General features: G+C 36.8%; 15 protein-coding genes. 6 read left to right on the top strand and 9 right to left on the bottom strand.

Going from position 1 to position 15,378, the window contains the following annotated elements; genetic code table 11:
- The first annotated feature begins 45 nt into the window (after nt 1–45).
- Genes CRS_RS20920 through CRS_RS20910 form a run of 3 tightly spaced genes read left to right on the top strand, consistent with a single transcriptional unit; the run spans nt 46 to nt 3,025 of the window.
- Nucleotides 46–1,398, top strand: coding sequence for an ATP-binding protein (locus CRS_RS20920; RefSeq protein ID WP_142725890.1), 1,353 nt, complete (start codon nt 46–48; stop codon nt 1,396–1,398).
- A 58-nt stretch (nt 1,399–1,456) separates the two neighbouring features.
- Nucleotides 1,457–2,563: an FAD-binding oxidoreductase gene (locus CRS_RS20915; RefSeq protein WP_142725889.1), complete on the top strand. Its 1,107-nt coding sequence runs from the start codon at nt 1,457–1,459 to the stop codon at nt 2,561–2,563.
- A gap of 6 nt (nt 2,564–2,569) precedes the next feature.
- A complete protein-coding gene (locus CRS_RS20910) occupies nt 2,570–3,025 on the top strand; it encodes a hypothetical protein (RefSeq protein ID WP_142725888.1) in 456 nt (151 codons plus the stop codon).
- Between the two features lie 16 nt (nt 3,026–3,041).
- Here the strand turns inward: CRS_RS20910 and CRS_RS20905 are convergent, their stop codons facing one another.
- Nucleotides 3,042–3,320, bottom strand: coding sequence for a hypothetical protein (locus CRS_RS20905; RefSeq protein ID WP_142725887.1), 279 nt, complete (start codon nt 3,318–3,320; stop codon nt 3,042–3,044).
- 150 nt (nt 3,321–3,470) lie between these two features.
- On the opposite strand from CRS_RS20905, the gene prfB reads away from it, so the two are divergent.
- Entirely contained in the window at nt 3,471–4,583 is a 1,113-nt protein-coding gene (gene prfB / locus CRS_RS20900; protein WP_131438467.1) for a peptide chain release factor 2, read from the top strand.
- An 86-nt stretch (nt 4,584–4,669) separates the two neighbouring features.
- Nucleotides 4,670–5,365, top strand: coding sequence for a DedA family protein (locus CRS_RS20895; protein WP_142725886.1), 696 nt, complete (start codon nt 4,670–4,672; stop codon nt 5,363–5,365).
- A 328-nt stretch (nt 5,366–5,693) separates the two neighbouring features.
- On the opposite strand, the gene CRS_RS20890 is transcribed toward CRS_RS20895, so the two are convergent.
- From CRS_RS20890 to CRS_RS20880, 3 genes are all read right to left on the bottom strand, one after another.
- Nucleotides 5,694–6,563: an alpha/beta hydrolase gene (locus CRS_RS20890; RefSeq protein WP_142725885.1), complete on the bottom strand. Its 870-nt coding sequence runs from the start codon at nt 6,561–6,563 to the stop codon at nt 5,694–5,696.
- 49 nt (nt 6,564–6,612) lie between these two features.
- Nucleotides 6,613–8,001 carry a serine hydrolase gene (locus CRS_RS20885; RefSeq protein WP_142725884.1) on the bottom strand — a complete coding sequence of 463 codons (1,389 nt, stop codon included), beginning with the start codon at nt 7,999–8,001 and terminating at the stop codon, nt 6,613–6,615.
- A 118-nt stretch (nt 8,002–8,119) separates the two neighbouring features.
- Entirely contained in the window at nt 8,120–8,602 is a 483-nt protein-coding gene (locus CRS_RS20880; protein WP_172617128.1) for a tetratricopeptide repeat protein, read from the bottom strand.
- A gap of 155 nt (nt 8,603–8,757) precedes the next feature.
- Between CRS_RS20880 and CRS_RS20875 the strand changes: the two genes are divergently transcribed.
- On the top strand, nt 8,758–9,642 hold the full coding sequence (locus CRS_RS20875) for a DUF808 domain-containing protein (RefSeq protein ID WP_142725882.1): 885 nt from the start codon (nt 8,758–8,760) through the stop codon (nt 9,640–9,642).
- A 116-nt stretch (nt 9,643–9,758) separates the two neighbouring features.
- On the opposite strand, the gene CRS_RS20870 is transcribed toward CRS_RS20875, so the two are convergent.
- The 5 genes from CRS_RS20870 to CRS_RS20850 form a co-directional block, all read right to left on the bottom strand.
- Nucleotides 9,759–10,439: a hypothetical protein gene (locus tag CRS_RS20870; protein ID WP_142725881.1), complete on the bottom strand. Its 681-nt coding sequence runs from the start codon at nt 10,437–10,439 to the stop codon at nt 9,759–9,761.
- Between the two features lie 123 nt (nt 10,440–10,562).
- Nucleotides 10,563–11,678: a molecular chaperone DnaJ gene (gene dnaJ, locus CRS_RS20865; RefSeq protein ID WP_142725880.1), complete on the bottom strand. Its 1,116-nt coding sequence runs from the start codon at nt 11,676–11,678 to the stop codon at nt 10,563–10,565.
- Between the two features lie 101 nt (nt 11,679–11,779).
- A complete protein-coding gene (locus tag CRS_RS20860; protein WP_373995772.1) occupies nt 11,780–12,319 on the bottom strand; it encodes a nucleotide exchange factor GrpE in 540 nt (179 codons plus the stop codon).
- Between the two features lie 219 nt (nt 12,320–12,538).
- Nucleotides 12,539–13,873 carry an Nramp family divalent metal transporter gene (locus tag CRS_RS20855; RefSeq protein ID WP_142725878.1) on the bottom strand — a complete coding sequence of 445 codons (1,335 nt, stop codon included), beginning with the start codon at nt 13,871–13,873 and terminating at the stop codon, nt 12,539–12,541.
- A 113-nt stretch (nt 13,874–13,986) separates the two neighbouring features.
- Complete coding sequence (locus CRS_RS20850; RefSeq protein ID WP_142725877.1) at nt 13,987–15,324, bottom strand: OmpA family protein; 1,338 nt, start codon at nt 15,322–15,324, stop codon at nt 13,987–13,989.
- Nucleotides 15,325–15,378: the final 54 nt, after the last annotated feature.

Below are 15,378 nucleotides of genomic sequence, written 5' to 3'. Positions count from 1 at the left end.
ATTTATAGGTAAATACATTAAATTTGATAGAATTAATCAACAGTTATGAAGCTAATTGAACTGGCAGAAGAATTAAATGTTTCTGCAGAAGCCATCAAACAGTTTATTCAGGATTTTGATCTTGAACTGGTAGACTGTATAAGCACTAATTTTGAAGTAAAAAAGGATTTTGAAAAATTCGCCCGCGAAAATATCGATTTTTTAAGGCTCTATGAAAAAGATCTTGATAAAAATAAAACGCTGGAACAGATTGCTGAAGTCATCAAACAGCCCAAAGATAAGGTAGAAAAGGTGATCAAAGACAATAATCTCAATATCTTCGACAACGGTTTTTTCAAATCTTCCGTATCAAGTTATGGAATTGATAACAAACTGGGAGGAAACTATCAGTTTGTGTATGACTATTTCGGACATAAAACCAGTCTGCAGCAAAGGGATTTCATAGGATACAGAGATCTGTTTTTTTATACCTCCAGCGTTTTGGAACCTTTCCTTAATCCACAGCAGATCAAAGACTGGGGAATCAACAAGCCTGCAGGCATTATTCTGTACGGGCCTCCCGGGAGCGGTAAGATATTCTGGGCCAACAAGATTGCTGAAATCATCGGATATCAGTTTAAAGAAGTTAAAAAACACTACCTGGGAACATCATTGATTGATGGAAATGAAATCAATTTCAGTGATTTCCTGCTGAGCATGATGAAGGAAAATAAAATGCTGCTTTTCCTGGATGACTTTGATGAAATTATGATGCAGCGAAGAGCAGAAACGGATATTGCTTCCTGTAATCTGGAAGCCCAGGAGCTTATTCTGCATTACATCAGCAAATTTGAAAAAGAAGGAGTTCTGATGGTAGGCTCAGCTAATTCTGTAGCAGAAATTGATGAAGAAATTCTTGCTCCCGGAAGATTTGACGTGCTGATCCCTATTTTTCCTCCTAATGCCTCTGAACGTTCAGAAATTATTCTTTACGCAATGACCAGGGGACTTGAAGAAGACTCTTTGCTCTACAAAATTCTTAAAAACAACAAAGCAGATAAAGTTCCTTTCTGGCATGACATCTCTTCAAAAATGAAGGCCTTCAGCAATACCATGCTGATCGATTTTACCCAAAGCTTAAAGAAAAGAATTAAAAACCTTTACCAGAAAACCAGAAACGAAAAACTGAAGATCGACCAGAATCTTTTAAACGGAGCTTTAAGAGATGCAGGGTCTAAGCTTACTGAAGAATATCTTGATCAGGTAGCAAGATTCCTGGCTGATGTTATTATCAATAATTTTGATGACTTTCAGTTCAGAATTCAGGCATTGAAAAATGAACTGGAGACTTACAGAGTAGTGGAAGAACCACAAAGAGCCATCGGGTTTCAGCATAATGATGGGGGAGATAAAGGGTAATTGTTCAACGTTTAAAGACTGAGAGGTTTAAAGTTTAAAGTTTAAGGTTTAAAAAATTATGAACAGCATCTGGGAACTGGACACTTTCTACAGAAAAAGGGATATTATCATCATAGGTGCCGGATTTTCGGGGCTGTGGACTGCTATATCTGTCAAAGAAAAGTATCCGGATAAATCTGTTTTAATTATTGAAAGGAGTACCATTCCATTAGGAGCCTCAACAAGAAATGCAGGGTTTGCCTGCTTTGGAAGCCTTACTGAAGTGATTGCAGATTCGCAGACAATGGGTTGGGAAAAAACATTGCGTCTCGTTAAAATGAGATTTGACGGCCTTCAGAAAATCCGACATTATTTTAAAAATGATGAAATTGATTTTGAACTTACAGGAGGCTATGAAATTGTAAATAATGAAGAGCCTTTATCTCATATCGCTATTGTTAATGAAAAGCTGAAAGCAATAACCGGCCTGGATAAAACATACAGTCTGAAAAAGGATAAAATACAGGAATTCGGACTTGGAAAATCTGAATTTCTCATCGAAAACCCTTGTGAAGGAAGTCTGCATTCAGGAAAACTGTTACAGAATTTGCTGGAAAAGTGTCATGAACTGAAAATTGAATTTTTATTCGGAACAGAAGTTAGTAAAGTTGAAGAAAGAACAGGAGATATTGAGGTTCATCTCTCGGATCATCTTTCCGTAAAAGCGGATAAAATGATTTATTGTACCAATGCTTTCACTTCAAAGTTTCTGGAAAAAGAAAATATCGTTCCAGCCCGTGGACAGGTCCTTTTGACAGAGCCTATAGACGGATTAAAACTAAAAGGAACCTTTCATTATGATGAAGGTTACTATTATTTCAGGAACTTGGGAAACAGAATATTACTGGGGGGCGGGAGAAATCAGGATTTTAAAACCGAAGAAACCATAGCTTTTGAAACGACAGAATTTCTGCAGGATCATCTGGAAAACTTTTTAAGCGAAGTTATTCTTCCTCATAATGACTTTAAAATTGCACTCCGCTGGTCAGGAATAATGGCAATGGGCCTGGAAAAAACACCCATTGTAAAACAGATTTCGGAAAGACAGTTTTGTGCAGTAAGACTTTCAGGAATGGGAGTGGCTCTGGCTCCAAAAATTGGAGAGGAGATAGCAAAAATGATTTAGATACAAATGAAATATTTACCTTTTGAACGTATTACCTACAGGACAAATTTGTCTGAACAGGAAGTTTTTACAAGACTTTCAGGTTTTGTAGAACCTAAAAAATTTGGTTTTGGAAGGAATTATACAAAAGACTATGAAGGATCTGTAAATAATGACAGCTTTGAAATAAGCAGAGTTATTCAGTATAGAAATTCTTTTCTTCCCCAAATAAGCGGAATTATTCAAAAAAATAACTACGGGACAGAAATAGAGGTGACCATGAAGTTACATGTATTTGTACTTGTATTTTTACTATTCTGGTGCTCCATTGCAGTAGGGATATTCATTATGATCGGTTCAACAGAGAAAAAAATGTCTGTAGAATTTTTCATGCCTCTGCTGATGTTACTTTTTGTTTATATCTTAACAATGGCAGGCTTCAAAACAGAAAGTAAAAAATCAAAAGAATACCTTAGAAGCTGAAATAACAAAGGAGTAATCAATGACTGTTATTTTCCCACCAGCTAAAAATTTCCGATGCCACTTCTTCGGAATCGAACTCAGACTTATAAAGGCCATAAGAAACACATAACTCAGTTTCTATAACTTTTTCAAGCTTATCTTGATCCGTTCCTTTTTCCAATTGTTGAAAAAGCTTTTCAGTTAGATGATCAAAACTGCTTTTGGAAAGTCCGGGCATTAAATTCATTGAAATAATAAGCTTTTTTAACCTAGCAATGTTTCCATTGCGCTCGTTAATCAAATCATTGATATTCATTCAAATCTTTTTTAAGCATAAATATAAAGTAAAAATACACTTCTCTTCCTAAATTAAATTCTAAACCTTAATCAAATCCAAAACCAGGAACTTTAAACTCAAAACGCTCCACTCTAAAAGAATTCCTTATTTTTGCAAAAAGAAAAATTCGTGATTAACAACGACCAGATAAAAGAAGTTCAATCCAGAATTGAAGATTTACACAGATATCTTCAGATTGAGAAAAAGAAGATTGAAATTGCCAATGATGACGAAAAAACTGCGGCTCCGGAATTTTGGGACAATCCAAAAACGGCTGAAGCATTTTTAAAACAGCTCCGTTCCAAAAAAAAATGGGTAGAAAGCTATGATGAGATCCAGACACAGTTTGAAGATCTGCAGGTGTTAGCTGATTTTGCCAAAGAAGATCCGGATTCTGAAAAGGAACTGGATGAAACATTTCCGCAATTGGTAGAAAAAATTGAAGACCTTGAATTCAAAAATATGCTTTCCAATGAAGGGGATGAGCTTTCTGCAGTCCTTCAGATCACTGCCGGAGCAGGAGGGACAGAAAGTTGTGACTGGGCATCTATGCTGATGAGGATGTATACCATGTGGGCAGAAAAGCAGGGTTATAAAATCCGCGAACTGAACTTTCAGGAAGGGGATGTAGCAGGAGTGAAAACCGTAACACTGGAGATTGAAGGGGAATATGCTTTCGGATATCTGAAAGGAGAAAACGGAGTACACAGACTGGTAAGAATCTCACCTTTTGACAGTAATGCAAAACGTCATACAAGCTTTGTTTCGGTATATGTATATCCTTTGGTAGATGATACCATTGAGATCAATATCAACCCGGCTGATATCAGCTTTGAAACCATGAGAGCTTCCGGAGCAGGAGGGCAGAATGTCAACAAGGTAGAAACAGCTGTACGTCTTCGTCACGCACCAACCGGTATTATCATCGAAAATTCAGAATCCCGTTCCCAGCTTCAGAATAAAGAAAAAGCCATGCAACTCTTACGTTCAAGACTTTACGAAATGGAACTGGAAGAACGTATGAAAGCCAGAAATGAGATTGAAGCCAACAAGATGAAGATCGAGTGGGGAAGCCAGATCAGAAATTACGTAATGCATCCTTACAAGCTGGTAAAAGATGTACGATCAGGTCATGAAACTTCAGATGTGGATGCTGTCATGAACGGGAATATCACCCCTTTTCTGAAAGCATTCTTAATGGCCGATGGAACGGCTGTTTCCGATGATGATCTCGACTTATAAAATTCGTTTTTGAATTTTAGTTAAAATCTTATAATTAATTTTTGTTTCAGACATTTTAGGCTTACTTTTGTTGTTCATCGATATTTATGGAAGATTTCAATAGCTGGAAGGATTTATTAAACCCTGAGTTTTATATTAAAATGGGAGGGTTTTGGCTTATTTTATTCATTGTTTTTGCTGAAACAGGTCTTTTTGTAGGGTTTTTCCTGCCTGGAGATTCACTTTTATTCGTTTCAGGAATTTATGCCGTTGAAATCATCAAAGAGACTTTTGGATCTACAGGGAGTGATTTCCTGGATACTACACTTCTGGCTTCAGGTGTGGCACTGGCTGCTGTGATTGGAAATGAAGTAGGATATTATTTCGGAAGAAAAGCGGGTCCTGCTTTATATAAAAGACCGGATTCAATGCTTTTCAAAAAGAAATATCTTTATCAGGCACATGATTTCTTTGAGAAACACGGTGCTCTTGCCATTATCATGGCAAGATTTTTACCGGTTGTAAGAACGTTTACGCCAATTGTAGCTGGTATCGTGAAGATGGATAAAAAAGAGTTTTTAAGAGATAATATTATCGGAGCTGTGCTATGGTCTTTCATTCTGATCTTTGCAGGACATTATCTTGATAAATTGTTTTTGGAACAGTTTGGAATCAACTTAAAAGAAAAACTGGAATATATCATTATTGTCATTGTACTGGTAACAACTCTTCCGGTAATCATCAAGTTTGTTTTCGGAAAAAAGGAGGATTTATCCAAATACGAAGATCAGGACTTTGAATAAATAAAGAATTCAATTAAAATTATAGAGCCGTCTCAATCATGAGATGGCTTTTTTTGTGTGTATAAATATTTTTTATCACGCAAAGCTCGCAAGGTTATTATCATGATCCGTTACTTTTCGTTCGCAGAGTCGCTTCACTTAGCTAAGTACTATACCTTGCTAAACGAAGTGTCTTTGCGATCGATAGAATATAAGCTTTAAAATTGCTTTGCGGACATAGCATTTTTTAGATACATCTACCAGATAAAATTTTTTATACCGGATATGTAAAAAATTCTTATGGACGAATTGTTTAAAAAGCAGTTTATTTATTGGATTAAATTGATAACTATTTTTTAATCCATTCCAGGATATTAGGATAAATAATACTGTCTCTTTTTCTTTTGCTGAAGAACCTTGGGGCATGTCCGGCTCCTTTCATGAAAACGAACTTGTGTGGAACATTCATGTGGGTAAGCGCTGAATCCATGGCTATTCCCTGATGCTGATTGACCAGCACATCGTTGTTTCCCTGAAATAACAGCGTAGGGACATTGGTGATATTCGCAATAGGACTGGCTTCCTTAAAGGCTTCAGAAATATTTTTGCGGTCAAATTTGGTGCCTACTACTTTCTGAATAGTAGGAGAGGTGTATTTTGAATAAAAAGATTTAAGATATTCTGAACTGAAAAAATCGGTTGGCCCACTTAGTGAAATGATTTTTTTGATCTGTTCAGGATGTTGGTATCCATAAAGAAGAGCCAGATGTCCGCCGGCACTTTCCCCCAGAAGGATATAATTGTTGGGCTGAAGTTCCGCTTTGTCTGCCAGTGAGTTAAATTTTTCAATCACCAGACCAATATCTTCAAGCTGTTGTTTATAAGTGATTTTTTTCTTTGTAGAAACCAATCTATAGTTCATATTGATGCTTGGGATCCTGTTTTCAAAAAGCATTTTCTGAATTTGGATCATATGTTCTTTTTTACCTAATGTCCAGGCTCCGCCATGAACAATAAGCACTACAGGGGAATCTTCAGCATAATCTTTGGGAAGAAAGACATCCATTTTCTGTCTTTTGTGCTCGCCGTATTGCAAGTTATAAATCTTCTGCTGACCACCCGGACCTACCCAGACTCTGAATTTTGTATTGCAGGACTGCAGCATAAAACCAATGCATCCCATAGCGAAAAAATGATACCTCAGAATAAGTTTTTTCATTAATTAAATTTACTGAAAATTCATTGATTATTTCATGATCAATGATCGATTAAAGTCTTTCTGCTGTTTTTGATGAAAGCCCTTTTTTGATGGTTATAATGTCCTTTTCTCCCTTTTTGACAGTAAAGGAAATCTCACTGTCATCATCCTGCAGGAAAAATGCATCCTCCTTTTCAGGCAGCATTTTTACTTTAGGATCATTATTGTTCTGAATAAAAAGCTGACCGTTTTCGTAAAGAATATGAATAATACTGTTATCAGGAAGGCCATAATTACCTGCATATCTTTGTAGTTGATCAGGATTTAATATTATTTCTTTCTTTGGCTCCGGAAGCGTGTAAGGCTGTCCTAAAATAGCAGCTAAAATAGTATTCCCTGCTTTCTCCAGTTTTTTACTCGTGATATTGTTGAGAAGGATAATACACAGATCATCATTAGGGAGCATGGCAAAATAACTTGTGGAACCTTCTATATTTCCACCATGGTTGATCAGCTTTTTTCCGTAAAGATCATCAATGAACCAACCGTATCCATAACCGCTTAGATATGGGGTTGTCGCTTTCATAAATGATTCTTTGGAAACTATTTTATAATCTCTCAATCCTTTATAATAATTATACAGGTCTTCAGCGGTACTGTAGATCTGTCCTGCAGGGCCGGTCAATGTGGAATTCCAGACTTCGGTTTTTTCCTGTTTTGTTTTTGAAATATAAGAATAAGGAACTGTTTTATACGGACTTTTCAGAGCCATATAGTTAAAGCCGGTATGAGTCATCTTTAAAGGATTTAAGATGATTTTCCTTACTGCATTTTCATAAGAAAGTCCAGTCAGTTTTTCAATGATAAGACCCAATAAAATATATCCTGAGTTGGTATAGGAAAACTGAGTACCGGGTTCGAAATCCAGGGGTTCATTCTTAAAAAAAGAAAGTTCTTTATCTTTATCAATGATCTTTCCGGTATGAAGAAGGCTGAAATATTCTTTATTGCGTAATACTTCATAAATTCCGGAGGTGTGGGTAAGGAGATGCTCAACGGTAATTTCTTTTCCTCTGGGATAATCAGCAATAAATTTTGATATAGGATCTTTAAAAGACAGCTTTCCCTCTTCACTGAGCTTTACAATAATTAAAGCGGTGAAAGATTTGGTTAAAGAAGCAATCTGATAAACACTTGTGTTCTGATTGGGAATCTTTTTTTCTGCATCCTGCCAGCCATATGATTTTTCAAAAATATTTTTATGCTGATAATGGATGAAGGCAGTTCCATTAAACTTATTAATTGCAGCATATGCCTTTATAATGCCATCTATTTCTTCTTTTTTCTTATCCTGATTAATATTGGCGATATCTGGTTGTGTCTGTGCTTTTAAAGCAGGACAGAATATACTGAAGAAGAACAGATATCCTAAAGTTAAAATATGAAATTGATGTCGCATAATATGATATTTAAAAACGGTTAAAAGTAAGCAGATTTTCTGTTATGTTAATACAATTCTGTGTCTGTAAGAAGCTGAACCCTTAATGGGAAGAAACCCCGGCGGTTGTTTGAGGAAATTATAGGTTTTCAGCATAGCGATGCAAAGAATTATTGTATCTCGGTAAATGTTTTGATATGGCTTTCAGGGCAATGGATAGTGCTTCTTTGTGTTCTCCTGCTGAAGAAAGAGAAAGTGCTAAAAAAGAATCTACCGCATCATCCAGCTCGTCAGAATAATTGGCTTTTTCTTCTCTTAAAATACGGATGCTTTCTTCTGTTTTTCCATTATTTCTTAAGGTACTTGCCAGCTGAATCCTTGCTCTCCTTCTTCGTAAACCGGTTAGTCCCTTATCCAATGCAGATCTGTACAGAGGTTCCGCTTCCTTTTCATGTCCGGTGGAGTCAAAAGCACAGGCTCTTTCAAAATCAGCAATAGCCTGGTGATCCGGATCTGTAAGTAATTCTACATGATTTTTAATTTGATGAATAAATGCTTCACGGGTTATTGTTCCCAGTTTTAGCCATATACTTTGTAATTGGGTTTCCCAGTTTTCATCCATCGGATAGATTTTAAACAAAGATATAAAATATTGAAAGCTAAGCACTACTTAATCAATCTTATCATTTTCAAAATTATTGTCAGTTTATGAATCCAAAAACGGAATTAAATATTTATTTTTGCTGAACTTAACAAAGATTAAAAAAATATTAAAATATGGCATCAGGCTTTTTTGCAATTTTAGACGATATTGCAGCATTGATGGATGATGTAGCGGTTACCAGTAAGGTTGCTACACAAAAGACAGCAGGGATTTTAGGAGATGATCTGGCTGTAAATGCAGAAAAAGCCACTGGCTTTCTTTCTTCAAGGGAAATTCCGGTTTTATGGGCAATTACAAAAGGTTCTTTTATCAACAAACTGATCATTCTGCCTATCGTTTTTTTACTCAATTGGCTGTATGCTCCGGCTATTAATTATGTATTGATCCTTGGAGGATTCTATCTTGCTTTTGAAGGGGTTGAAAAAATAATAGAATTTCTTTTTCACCGTGACAAAAAGGGACATGAAGTTATAGAAGAAATTGCAGAAGACAAAAAAAGTTCTGAAGAAATAGAAAAAGAGAAAGTGAAATCGGCAATTACAACAGATTTTATTTTATCAATTGAGATCGTTATTATTGCTTTAGGAACTGTACTGGAAGAAAGCCATCCTTTCATTACGCAGATTTTAGTAACGAGCTTGGTGGCATTTATGGCTACTGTTGGAGTGTATGGAATTGTAGCTTTGATCGTAAGAATGGATGATGCAGGGTTTAAATTAATAAAAAAAAGTCATGATAAAGGTTTTTTCGGAAAGCTTGGCCATCTATTAGTGAAGGCTTTACCTATTGTTATTAAAATATTAGGAGTAGTCGGAACAATTGCTTTAATAATGGTTGCTGGTGGAATTTTTCTGCACAGGATTGAATTTTTCCATGGCATATTTCCAACTTGGCCGGATGTTTTGAAGGAGCTTACGCTTGGAATTGCTGGCGGATTGGGAGCCTTTGCAGTATTTACGTTAGGAAAGAAGGCATATTCCCTGGCTACCCGTAAATAGTTCCTCTAAAAAATTAAGCTTATGTTAGTCCATGAATGCATTTACCCTGTTAAGGGTAAGTCTGGTATTTGTTTTCTTAACAAAAAAATAAAATATCTGCTGTAGTTATAATAAAGTTATTTTATTTTCAACCCTTTTATATAGGCTAATTTAATGATATCAGCTCCATGAAACTCAGAATAATTGAGATCAATATCATTCTCAGATTTTAATTTCTCATACAACTTGAGAATATTTCCTTTGTAGGGGCAATTATGTACAAAATTGTTTAAAAAGATTCCAGCAGTCTCTTTTTCAGAAAAACAGAGCAGAAATTCTAAAGGAGAAATGGAATCTTCTGTCCATAGATTAAATTTTGTCCCATTGTTCTTTAAAAAATCGATGGCATTTTCTTTAGAACTGAAAATTTCAAAAATAGAGAATATGTATTGTTTTATGCTTTCTGTAATTTCAATAATTGAGTTTTTATAAGATAAACCGGCTAAATTCCATTCTTTCCATTTATTATAGGGAGTTAAATAACCAATCTGATTCCCATAGATCAATCCTTGCGAATATTCATTTTTTCTCTGTTCAATTTGCCATTTTTTTAATATTTTAGAATATATATTGATATGGGGAAGTATCTGAATAGATGAAGAATCATTCCTGAAACTTGACTGAAAATAAATCTCAAAAGAGATATCTTTATCCATCGAAATTTTCTTAAGCCTTTGACCTTTTTCAAGTGTTTTGAAGCCCTCAAGCTGAGCAGCAATTTCGTTGCAGGCATTTAAAAATACTATTCTGGTATCCATTTTTCTTACAGTAAATTTGATCAGTGTAATTTAAAACCAAATATAAAAAAATAAGAAGTCATAGAAAGATGAAACCAGGCAATTACAGAAAAAGGATTCCCTTAAGAATCCTTTTTTATATTTTTAGTTGAATAAATCTTTTACTTTATCAAAAAAAGTTTTTTCCTTTCCGGATGGCTCTGCAACCATTTCTCCGCTGGACATCTGCTTTTCAAAGAAGTCTTTCTGTTCTTTGGTAAGTTTCTGTGGTGTCCATACATTGATGTGAATAAACATATCTCCTTTTCCGTAGCTGTCAATACTTGGAAGTCCCTTTCCTGCCAATCTTAAGATCTTTCCGGACTGTGTTCCCGGATCAACAGTAATTTTTACTTTTCCGCCTACTGTAGGGATTTCCTTTTTGGTTCCCAAAGCAGCTTCAGCAAATGAAACGTAAAGCTCCTGGTGAAGATTGTCTCCTTCTCTCTTGATAGTTTGGTCTACTTCCTCTTCAATGATTACCAATAAATCCCCCGGAGTTCCTCCGAACGGCGCATCATTTCCTTTTCCTCTTACATTAAGCTGAATACCGTCTCTTGCCCCTGCAGGAATGTTGATTGTAATTTCCTCCTCATCTTTAACAAGCCCCTGTGCGTTGGCACCCGCAGGAATTTTATCGGCGACTTTACCGATTCCCTGGCAGGTACTGCAGGTAGTCTGCGTCTGCATCTGGCCAAACATCGTATTCATTACTTTCAGCTGAACACCGGAACCGTTACAGGTTGGACATGTTTTTGAAGTAGCGCCTTCCGCCATCTTCATTTTTTTCACTTTAATGGTTTTCTGAGTTCCGTTGACCATTTCTTCAAGATTCAGCTTGATTCTGATTCTTAAATTGGAACCCTTCACCTGCTGGCGGCCGCCACCACCACCAAATCCTCCGAAACCGCCTCCGAAAATATCTCCAAACTGGCTGAAAATATCTTCCATATTCATTCCGCCTCCGAAGCCTCCGCCTCCGAAACCTCCATTTCCGCCCATTCCGGCATGGCCGAACTGGTCATATCTGGCACGCTTCTGATCATCGCTAAGAACTTCATAAGCTTCAGCAGCTTCTTTAAATTTTTCTTCAGCCTCTTTATCTCCTGGATTTTTATCCGGGTGATATTTGATGGCCATTTTACGGTATGCTTTTTTTATTTCGTCGCCTGATGCAGATTTGCTGATCTCAAGAACCTCGTAATAATCTCTTTTTGACATGACAATTTTATAATTGATTATTGATAAATGATAAAAGATACATTAAAGCTAATAAGTGAAATATTCATCAATTATCACTCATCATTTATCATTTATGAATTTTAATTTCCTGTTACTACTTTTGCAAAACGGATTACTTTATCATTTAAAGTATATCCTGTTTCAATAACGTCTACGATTTTTCCTTTCAAATCTTCCGATGGAGCAGGAATCTGGGTAATCGCTTCATGGAAATCAACATCAAAGCTATCACCAGCCTTTACTTCCATTGTTTTTAAGCCTTTTTCGGTAAGTTTATTCTTGAATTTCTGATAGATCAGTTCAACACCCTGCAGATCAGCCGGATTTCCGTTTTTAGCAATTTCTTTCAGTGCTCTTTCAAAATCATCTAAAACGCCTAACATTGAAACCATCATTTCCTGATTGGCATACTGGAAGAATTCCATCTTCTCTTTAGTCGTTCTTTTTTTATAATTTTCGAATTCAGCATACAATCTGATGTAACGGTCTTTTTCTTCTGCCAAAAGTTCTTCCGGAGAAGGTGCAGCTGTCACATTGTCCTGAGAAGTTGCGTCATTCTGAACATTGTTTTCTTCCTGATTATTGATGCTTTCTTCGTTAATATCCTGGTTTTCCATAATTCAATATTTATTTACAGATTGTTTGACAAAGAGCCTGCCAAATCTAAAATCAGGACATTAAGGCAGAAAAATGGTGAGCAGGTGAGCGGAGTGATGAATAGGGAATATGTCAATTGGCTTCGCCTGTGAATTTATAAGAGTGTGTATAAAAATTGATTTTACAAAGTAAAAACTGACCATTGACCATTCACTTTAGCTATGAAAACTGAGCATCACTTTTTATTTTCCTGTAAATGTCTGATACAAAAGATACAGATTTAATACAATAATGATCATGGAAATAATCCATACACAGATTTTCAGGAAAGGTTTATTGACAAACTCACCCATTTTGGCTTTGTCATTGGTAAACATCACCAGCGGAACAACAGCAAAACTCAACTGCATGGAAAGAATTACCTGACTTAAAACCAATAATTCAGTGGTTCCCTGCTCTCCGTAAAGAATAGCAACAATAAGCGCCGGAATGACAGCAATAAGCCTTGTGATTAATCTTCTCAGCCAAGGTTTTAATCTGATATTCAGAAATCCTTCCATGACGATCTGTCCCGCAAGTGTCCCTGTCAGTGTAGAGTTTTGTCCGGAAGCCAGTAATGCAATTGCAAACGCAATACTTGCCATGGAAGCTCCCAAGATAGGGGTGAGCATTTTGTAGGCGTCATGAATATCAGCCACATGTTCATTCCCGGTAGTATGGAATGTAGCTGCTGCCAGAATAAGTATTGCGGCATTGATGAAGAAAGCCAGCATCAGTGAAACCGTACTGTCTATGGTGGCAAACTTAATGGCTTCTTTTTTTCCTTTGGTATCACGGGTATAATCTCTGGTTTGCACAATACTGCTGTGCAGATACAGGTTGTGAGGCATTACGGTAGCTCCTAAAATCCCGATCGCAATATAAAGCATAGCAGGATTCTGAATAATTTCTTTTTGTGGGACCAGCCCTCCCAGAATTTCATTGAATGCTGGTTTGGAAATTACAATTTCATACACAAAACAAGCCAGAATGATGAATATAAGCCCCCCTACAATACTCTCAATCCATCGGAAACCTTTAGCCTGAAGCAAAAGGATAATTAATACATCCACTGTTGTGATGACAATACCCCAGGTGAGAGGGATATGAAACAACAGGTTTAAAGCAATCGCTGAGCCGATGACTTCCGCGAGATCGCAGGCAGCAATGGCAATTTCACAGAATAGCCAAAGTATAAAATTGGTGGTTGGACTGAAGTGGTCCCTGCACGCCTGTGCAAGATCTCTTTCGGCAACAACTCCGAGTTTCACAGATAAGTGCTGTAAAACCATCGCAAAAATATTGGAAATAAGAATAACCGAAAGGAGTGTATATCCAAACTGGGCTCCTCCTGCAATATCCGTTGCCCAGTTTCCCGGATCCATATAGCCTACTGCAATCATCAGTCCTGGTCCTGCAAAGGCAAGATATTTTCTCCAGAAAGTTGCATTTTTGGGTACTTTGATCGATGAATAAACCTCTGATAAGGAATGATTGGTTTTATCTTTTCGCCAGGCGCTTTTTATATTGAAATTCATAAATGTTAGAAATGACTAACAAATTTAATTAAATAAATGTAAATAGAAAAATCACTGCATGAAAAAATCCCGGGAAATCATTCCCGGGATCTAATTTTTATTGAGTCTAAAGATTATTTGGCAAATCTTACAGACATTTTTCTGTCAGCAGCTCTTTCCGCATCAGAAGCTTTAGCGTCTACTTTAGCAAATTGGCTTCCGTATCCGTCAGCAGCAATTACCTGAGCTCCAACTCCTGCTTTGCCTAGAGCAGCCTTGATAAATTCAGCTCTGGCTTTTGATAATTTTACGTTTGAAGCTTCGTTTCCGGTTTTATCTGTATAACCTCCGATTTTGATTTTCGCTTCAGGGAAAGCTTTAAGGATAGCTACCAGGTTATCCAGCTGGCCTTGTGAACCTGCTTCAAGTTCAGTAGAGCTTCCCATTTTGAAATTAACGTGATCGAAATCGTACCATTTATTTTTCAACGCAGCGTCATCAGCAGCATTTTTATACCCTCCGGATTTCAGGAAAGTAATCATCTGATCTTCCATTCCGCCTTTGTACCCTTTTAACATTACTCCGTTAAGATCAATGTTTTCATCTGTTTTTGCAGTTGCAGGAGCAGGGGTTGCTGTTCCCGTTCCTGTTGCAGCAGCGGTATCAGTAGTTGAACCAGTTGCGGCTGAATCAGATGTAGCGGTAGTTGTTGTAGTTGTCTGCTTTTTCTCACACTGTTTCCATAAGAAATAAGCAGCTGCTATCAATAATAAAAGCGGAAGCAACCATTTCCAGATTGAACCTCCGCCTTGATTATTATTGTTGTTATTTTCAAATCTTTCTCTCACTTCTCTTGCTCCTTCTGCAACATTTTCTCTTGCTGTAGCAACCCCTTCTGCAATATTATCTTTAGCAGTGGATGTTACTGAAGAAACTGTTTCTTTTGCCTGGCCAAACCAGTTTTCAGCTCCTAATCCAAAGGAAGCTAAAGAAAGACCTGCGGGCAATAGAGAAGAAATAATGCCTTTCTGATCATTCAGTAAGCTGGAAATACCTGAAGCACCCAAATTATTGTCTGCTGCGTATTTTCCAACAGTGCCTACTGTAGCTCCAGTCACCAGGTTTAATAAAGAACCTGCAGTGGTGTTACTCACTCCTGAAAAACTGGCAATGGAATTTACCAATGCACCTACCTTATCTCCAAAAATTGAAGACAGCAGGTTTGAAATAATAGAATTATTAGACGAACCGCCCAATAAGTTTCCTAAAATTCCGCTTGAAGATGCTTGTGTAATTGCATCCACAACGCCAGGCTTATCTGCATTATTGGCCAATCCACCTACTACCGCAGGTAACAATCCGCCAATTGCTTTAGAAATACCGGATTCACTTTCTCCAAACTGCGATGCAGCTTGTGAAACCAGAGCGGGACCTAATTGTCCTTTAATTAAATCAATGACATTTAAAGACATAATAATAAATTTTTTTGATTAATGTTGAGATAAATTTAAACAAAAATCCGTCCA

The organism is Chryseobacterium sp. ON_d1 (assembly GCF_006829085.1).
GTDB lineage: Bacteria > Bacteroidota > Bacteroidia > Flavobacteriales > Weeksellaceae > Chryseobacterium.
Note: the sequence above shows the minus strand (reverse complement) of the source record. Positions and strands in the feature narration are given on the sequence as shown.

Bases quoted from the DNA above. Each gene is read 5' to 3' on its own strand.
- CRS_RS20920 (WP_142725890.1), top strand. From the start codon at position 46: ATGAAGCTAATTGAACTGGCAGAAGAATTAAATGTTTCTGCAGAAGCC.
- CRS_RS20915 (WP_142725889.1), top strand. From the start codon at position 1,457: ATGAACAGCATCTGGGAACTGGACACTTTCTACAGAAAAAGGGATATT.
- CRS_RS20910 (WP_142725888.1), top strand. From the start codon at position 2,570: ATGAAATATTTACCTTTTGAACGTATTACCTACAGGACAAATTTGTCT.
- CRS_RS20905 (WP_142725887.1), bottom strand. From the start codon at position 3,320: ATGAATATCAATGATTTGATTAACGAGCGCAATGGAAACATTGCTAGG.
- CRS_RS20895 (WP_142725886.1), top strand. From the start codon at position 4,670: ATGGAAGATTTCAATAGCTGGAAGGATTTATTAAACCCTGAGTTTTAT.
- CRS_RS20890 (WP_142725885.1), bottom strand. From the start codon at position 6,563: ATGAAAAAACTTATTCTGAGGTATCATTTTTTCGCTATGGGATGCATT.
- CRS_RS20885 (WP_142725884.1), bottom strand. From the start codon at position 8,001: ATGCGACATCAATTTCATATTTTAACTTTAGGATATCTGTTCTTCTTC.
- CRS_RS20880 (WP_172617128.1), bottom strand. From the start codon at position 8,602: ATGGATGAAAACTGGGAAACCCAATTACAAAGTATATGGCTAAAACTG.
- CRS_RS20875 (WP_142725882.1), top strand. From the start codon at position 8,758: ATGGCATCAGGCTTTTTTGCAATTTTAGACGATATTGCAGCATTGATG.
- CRS_RS20870 (WP_142725881.1), bottom strand. From the start codon at position 10,439: ATGGATACCAGAATAGTATTTTTAAATGCCTGCAACGAAATTGCTGCT.
- dnaJ (WP_142725880.1), bottom strand. From the start codon at position 11,678: ATGTCAAAAAGAGATTATTACGAGGTTCTTGAGATCAGCAAATCTGCA.
- CRS_RS20855 (WP_142725878.1), bottom strand. From the start codon at position 13,873: ATGAATTTCAATATAAAAAGCGCCTGGCGAAAAGATAAAACCAATCAT.
- CRS_RS20850 (WP_142725877.1), bottom strand. From the start codon at position 15,324: ATGTCTTTAAATGTCATTGATTTAATTAAAGGACAATTAGGTCCCGCT.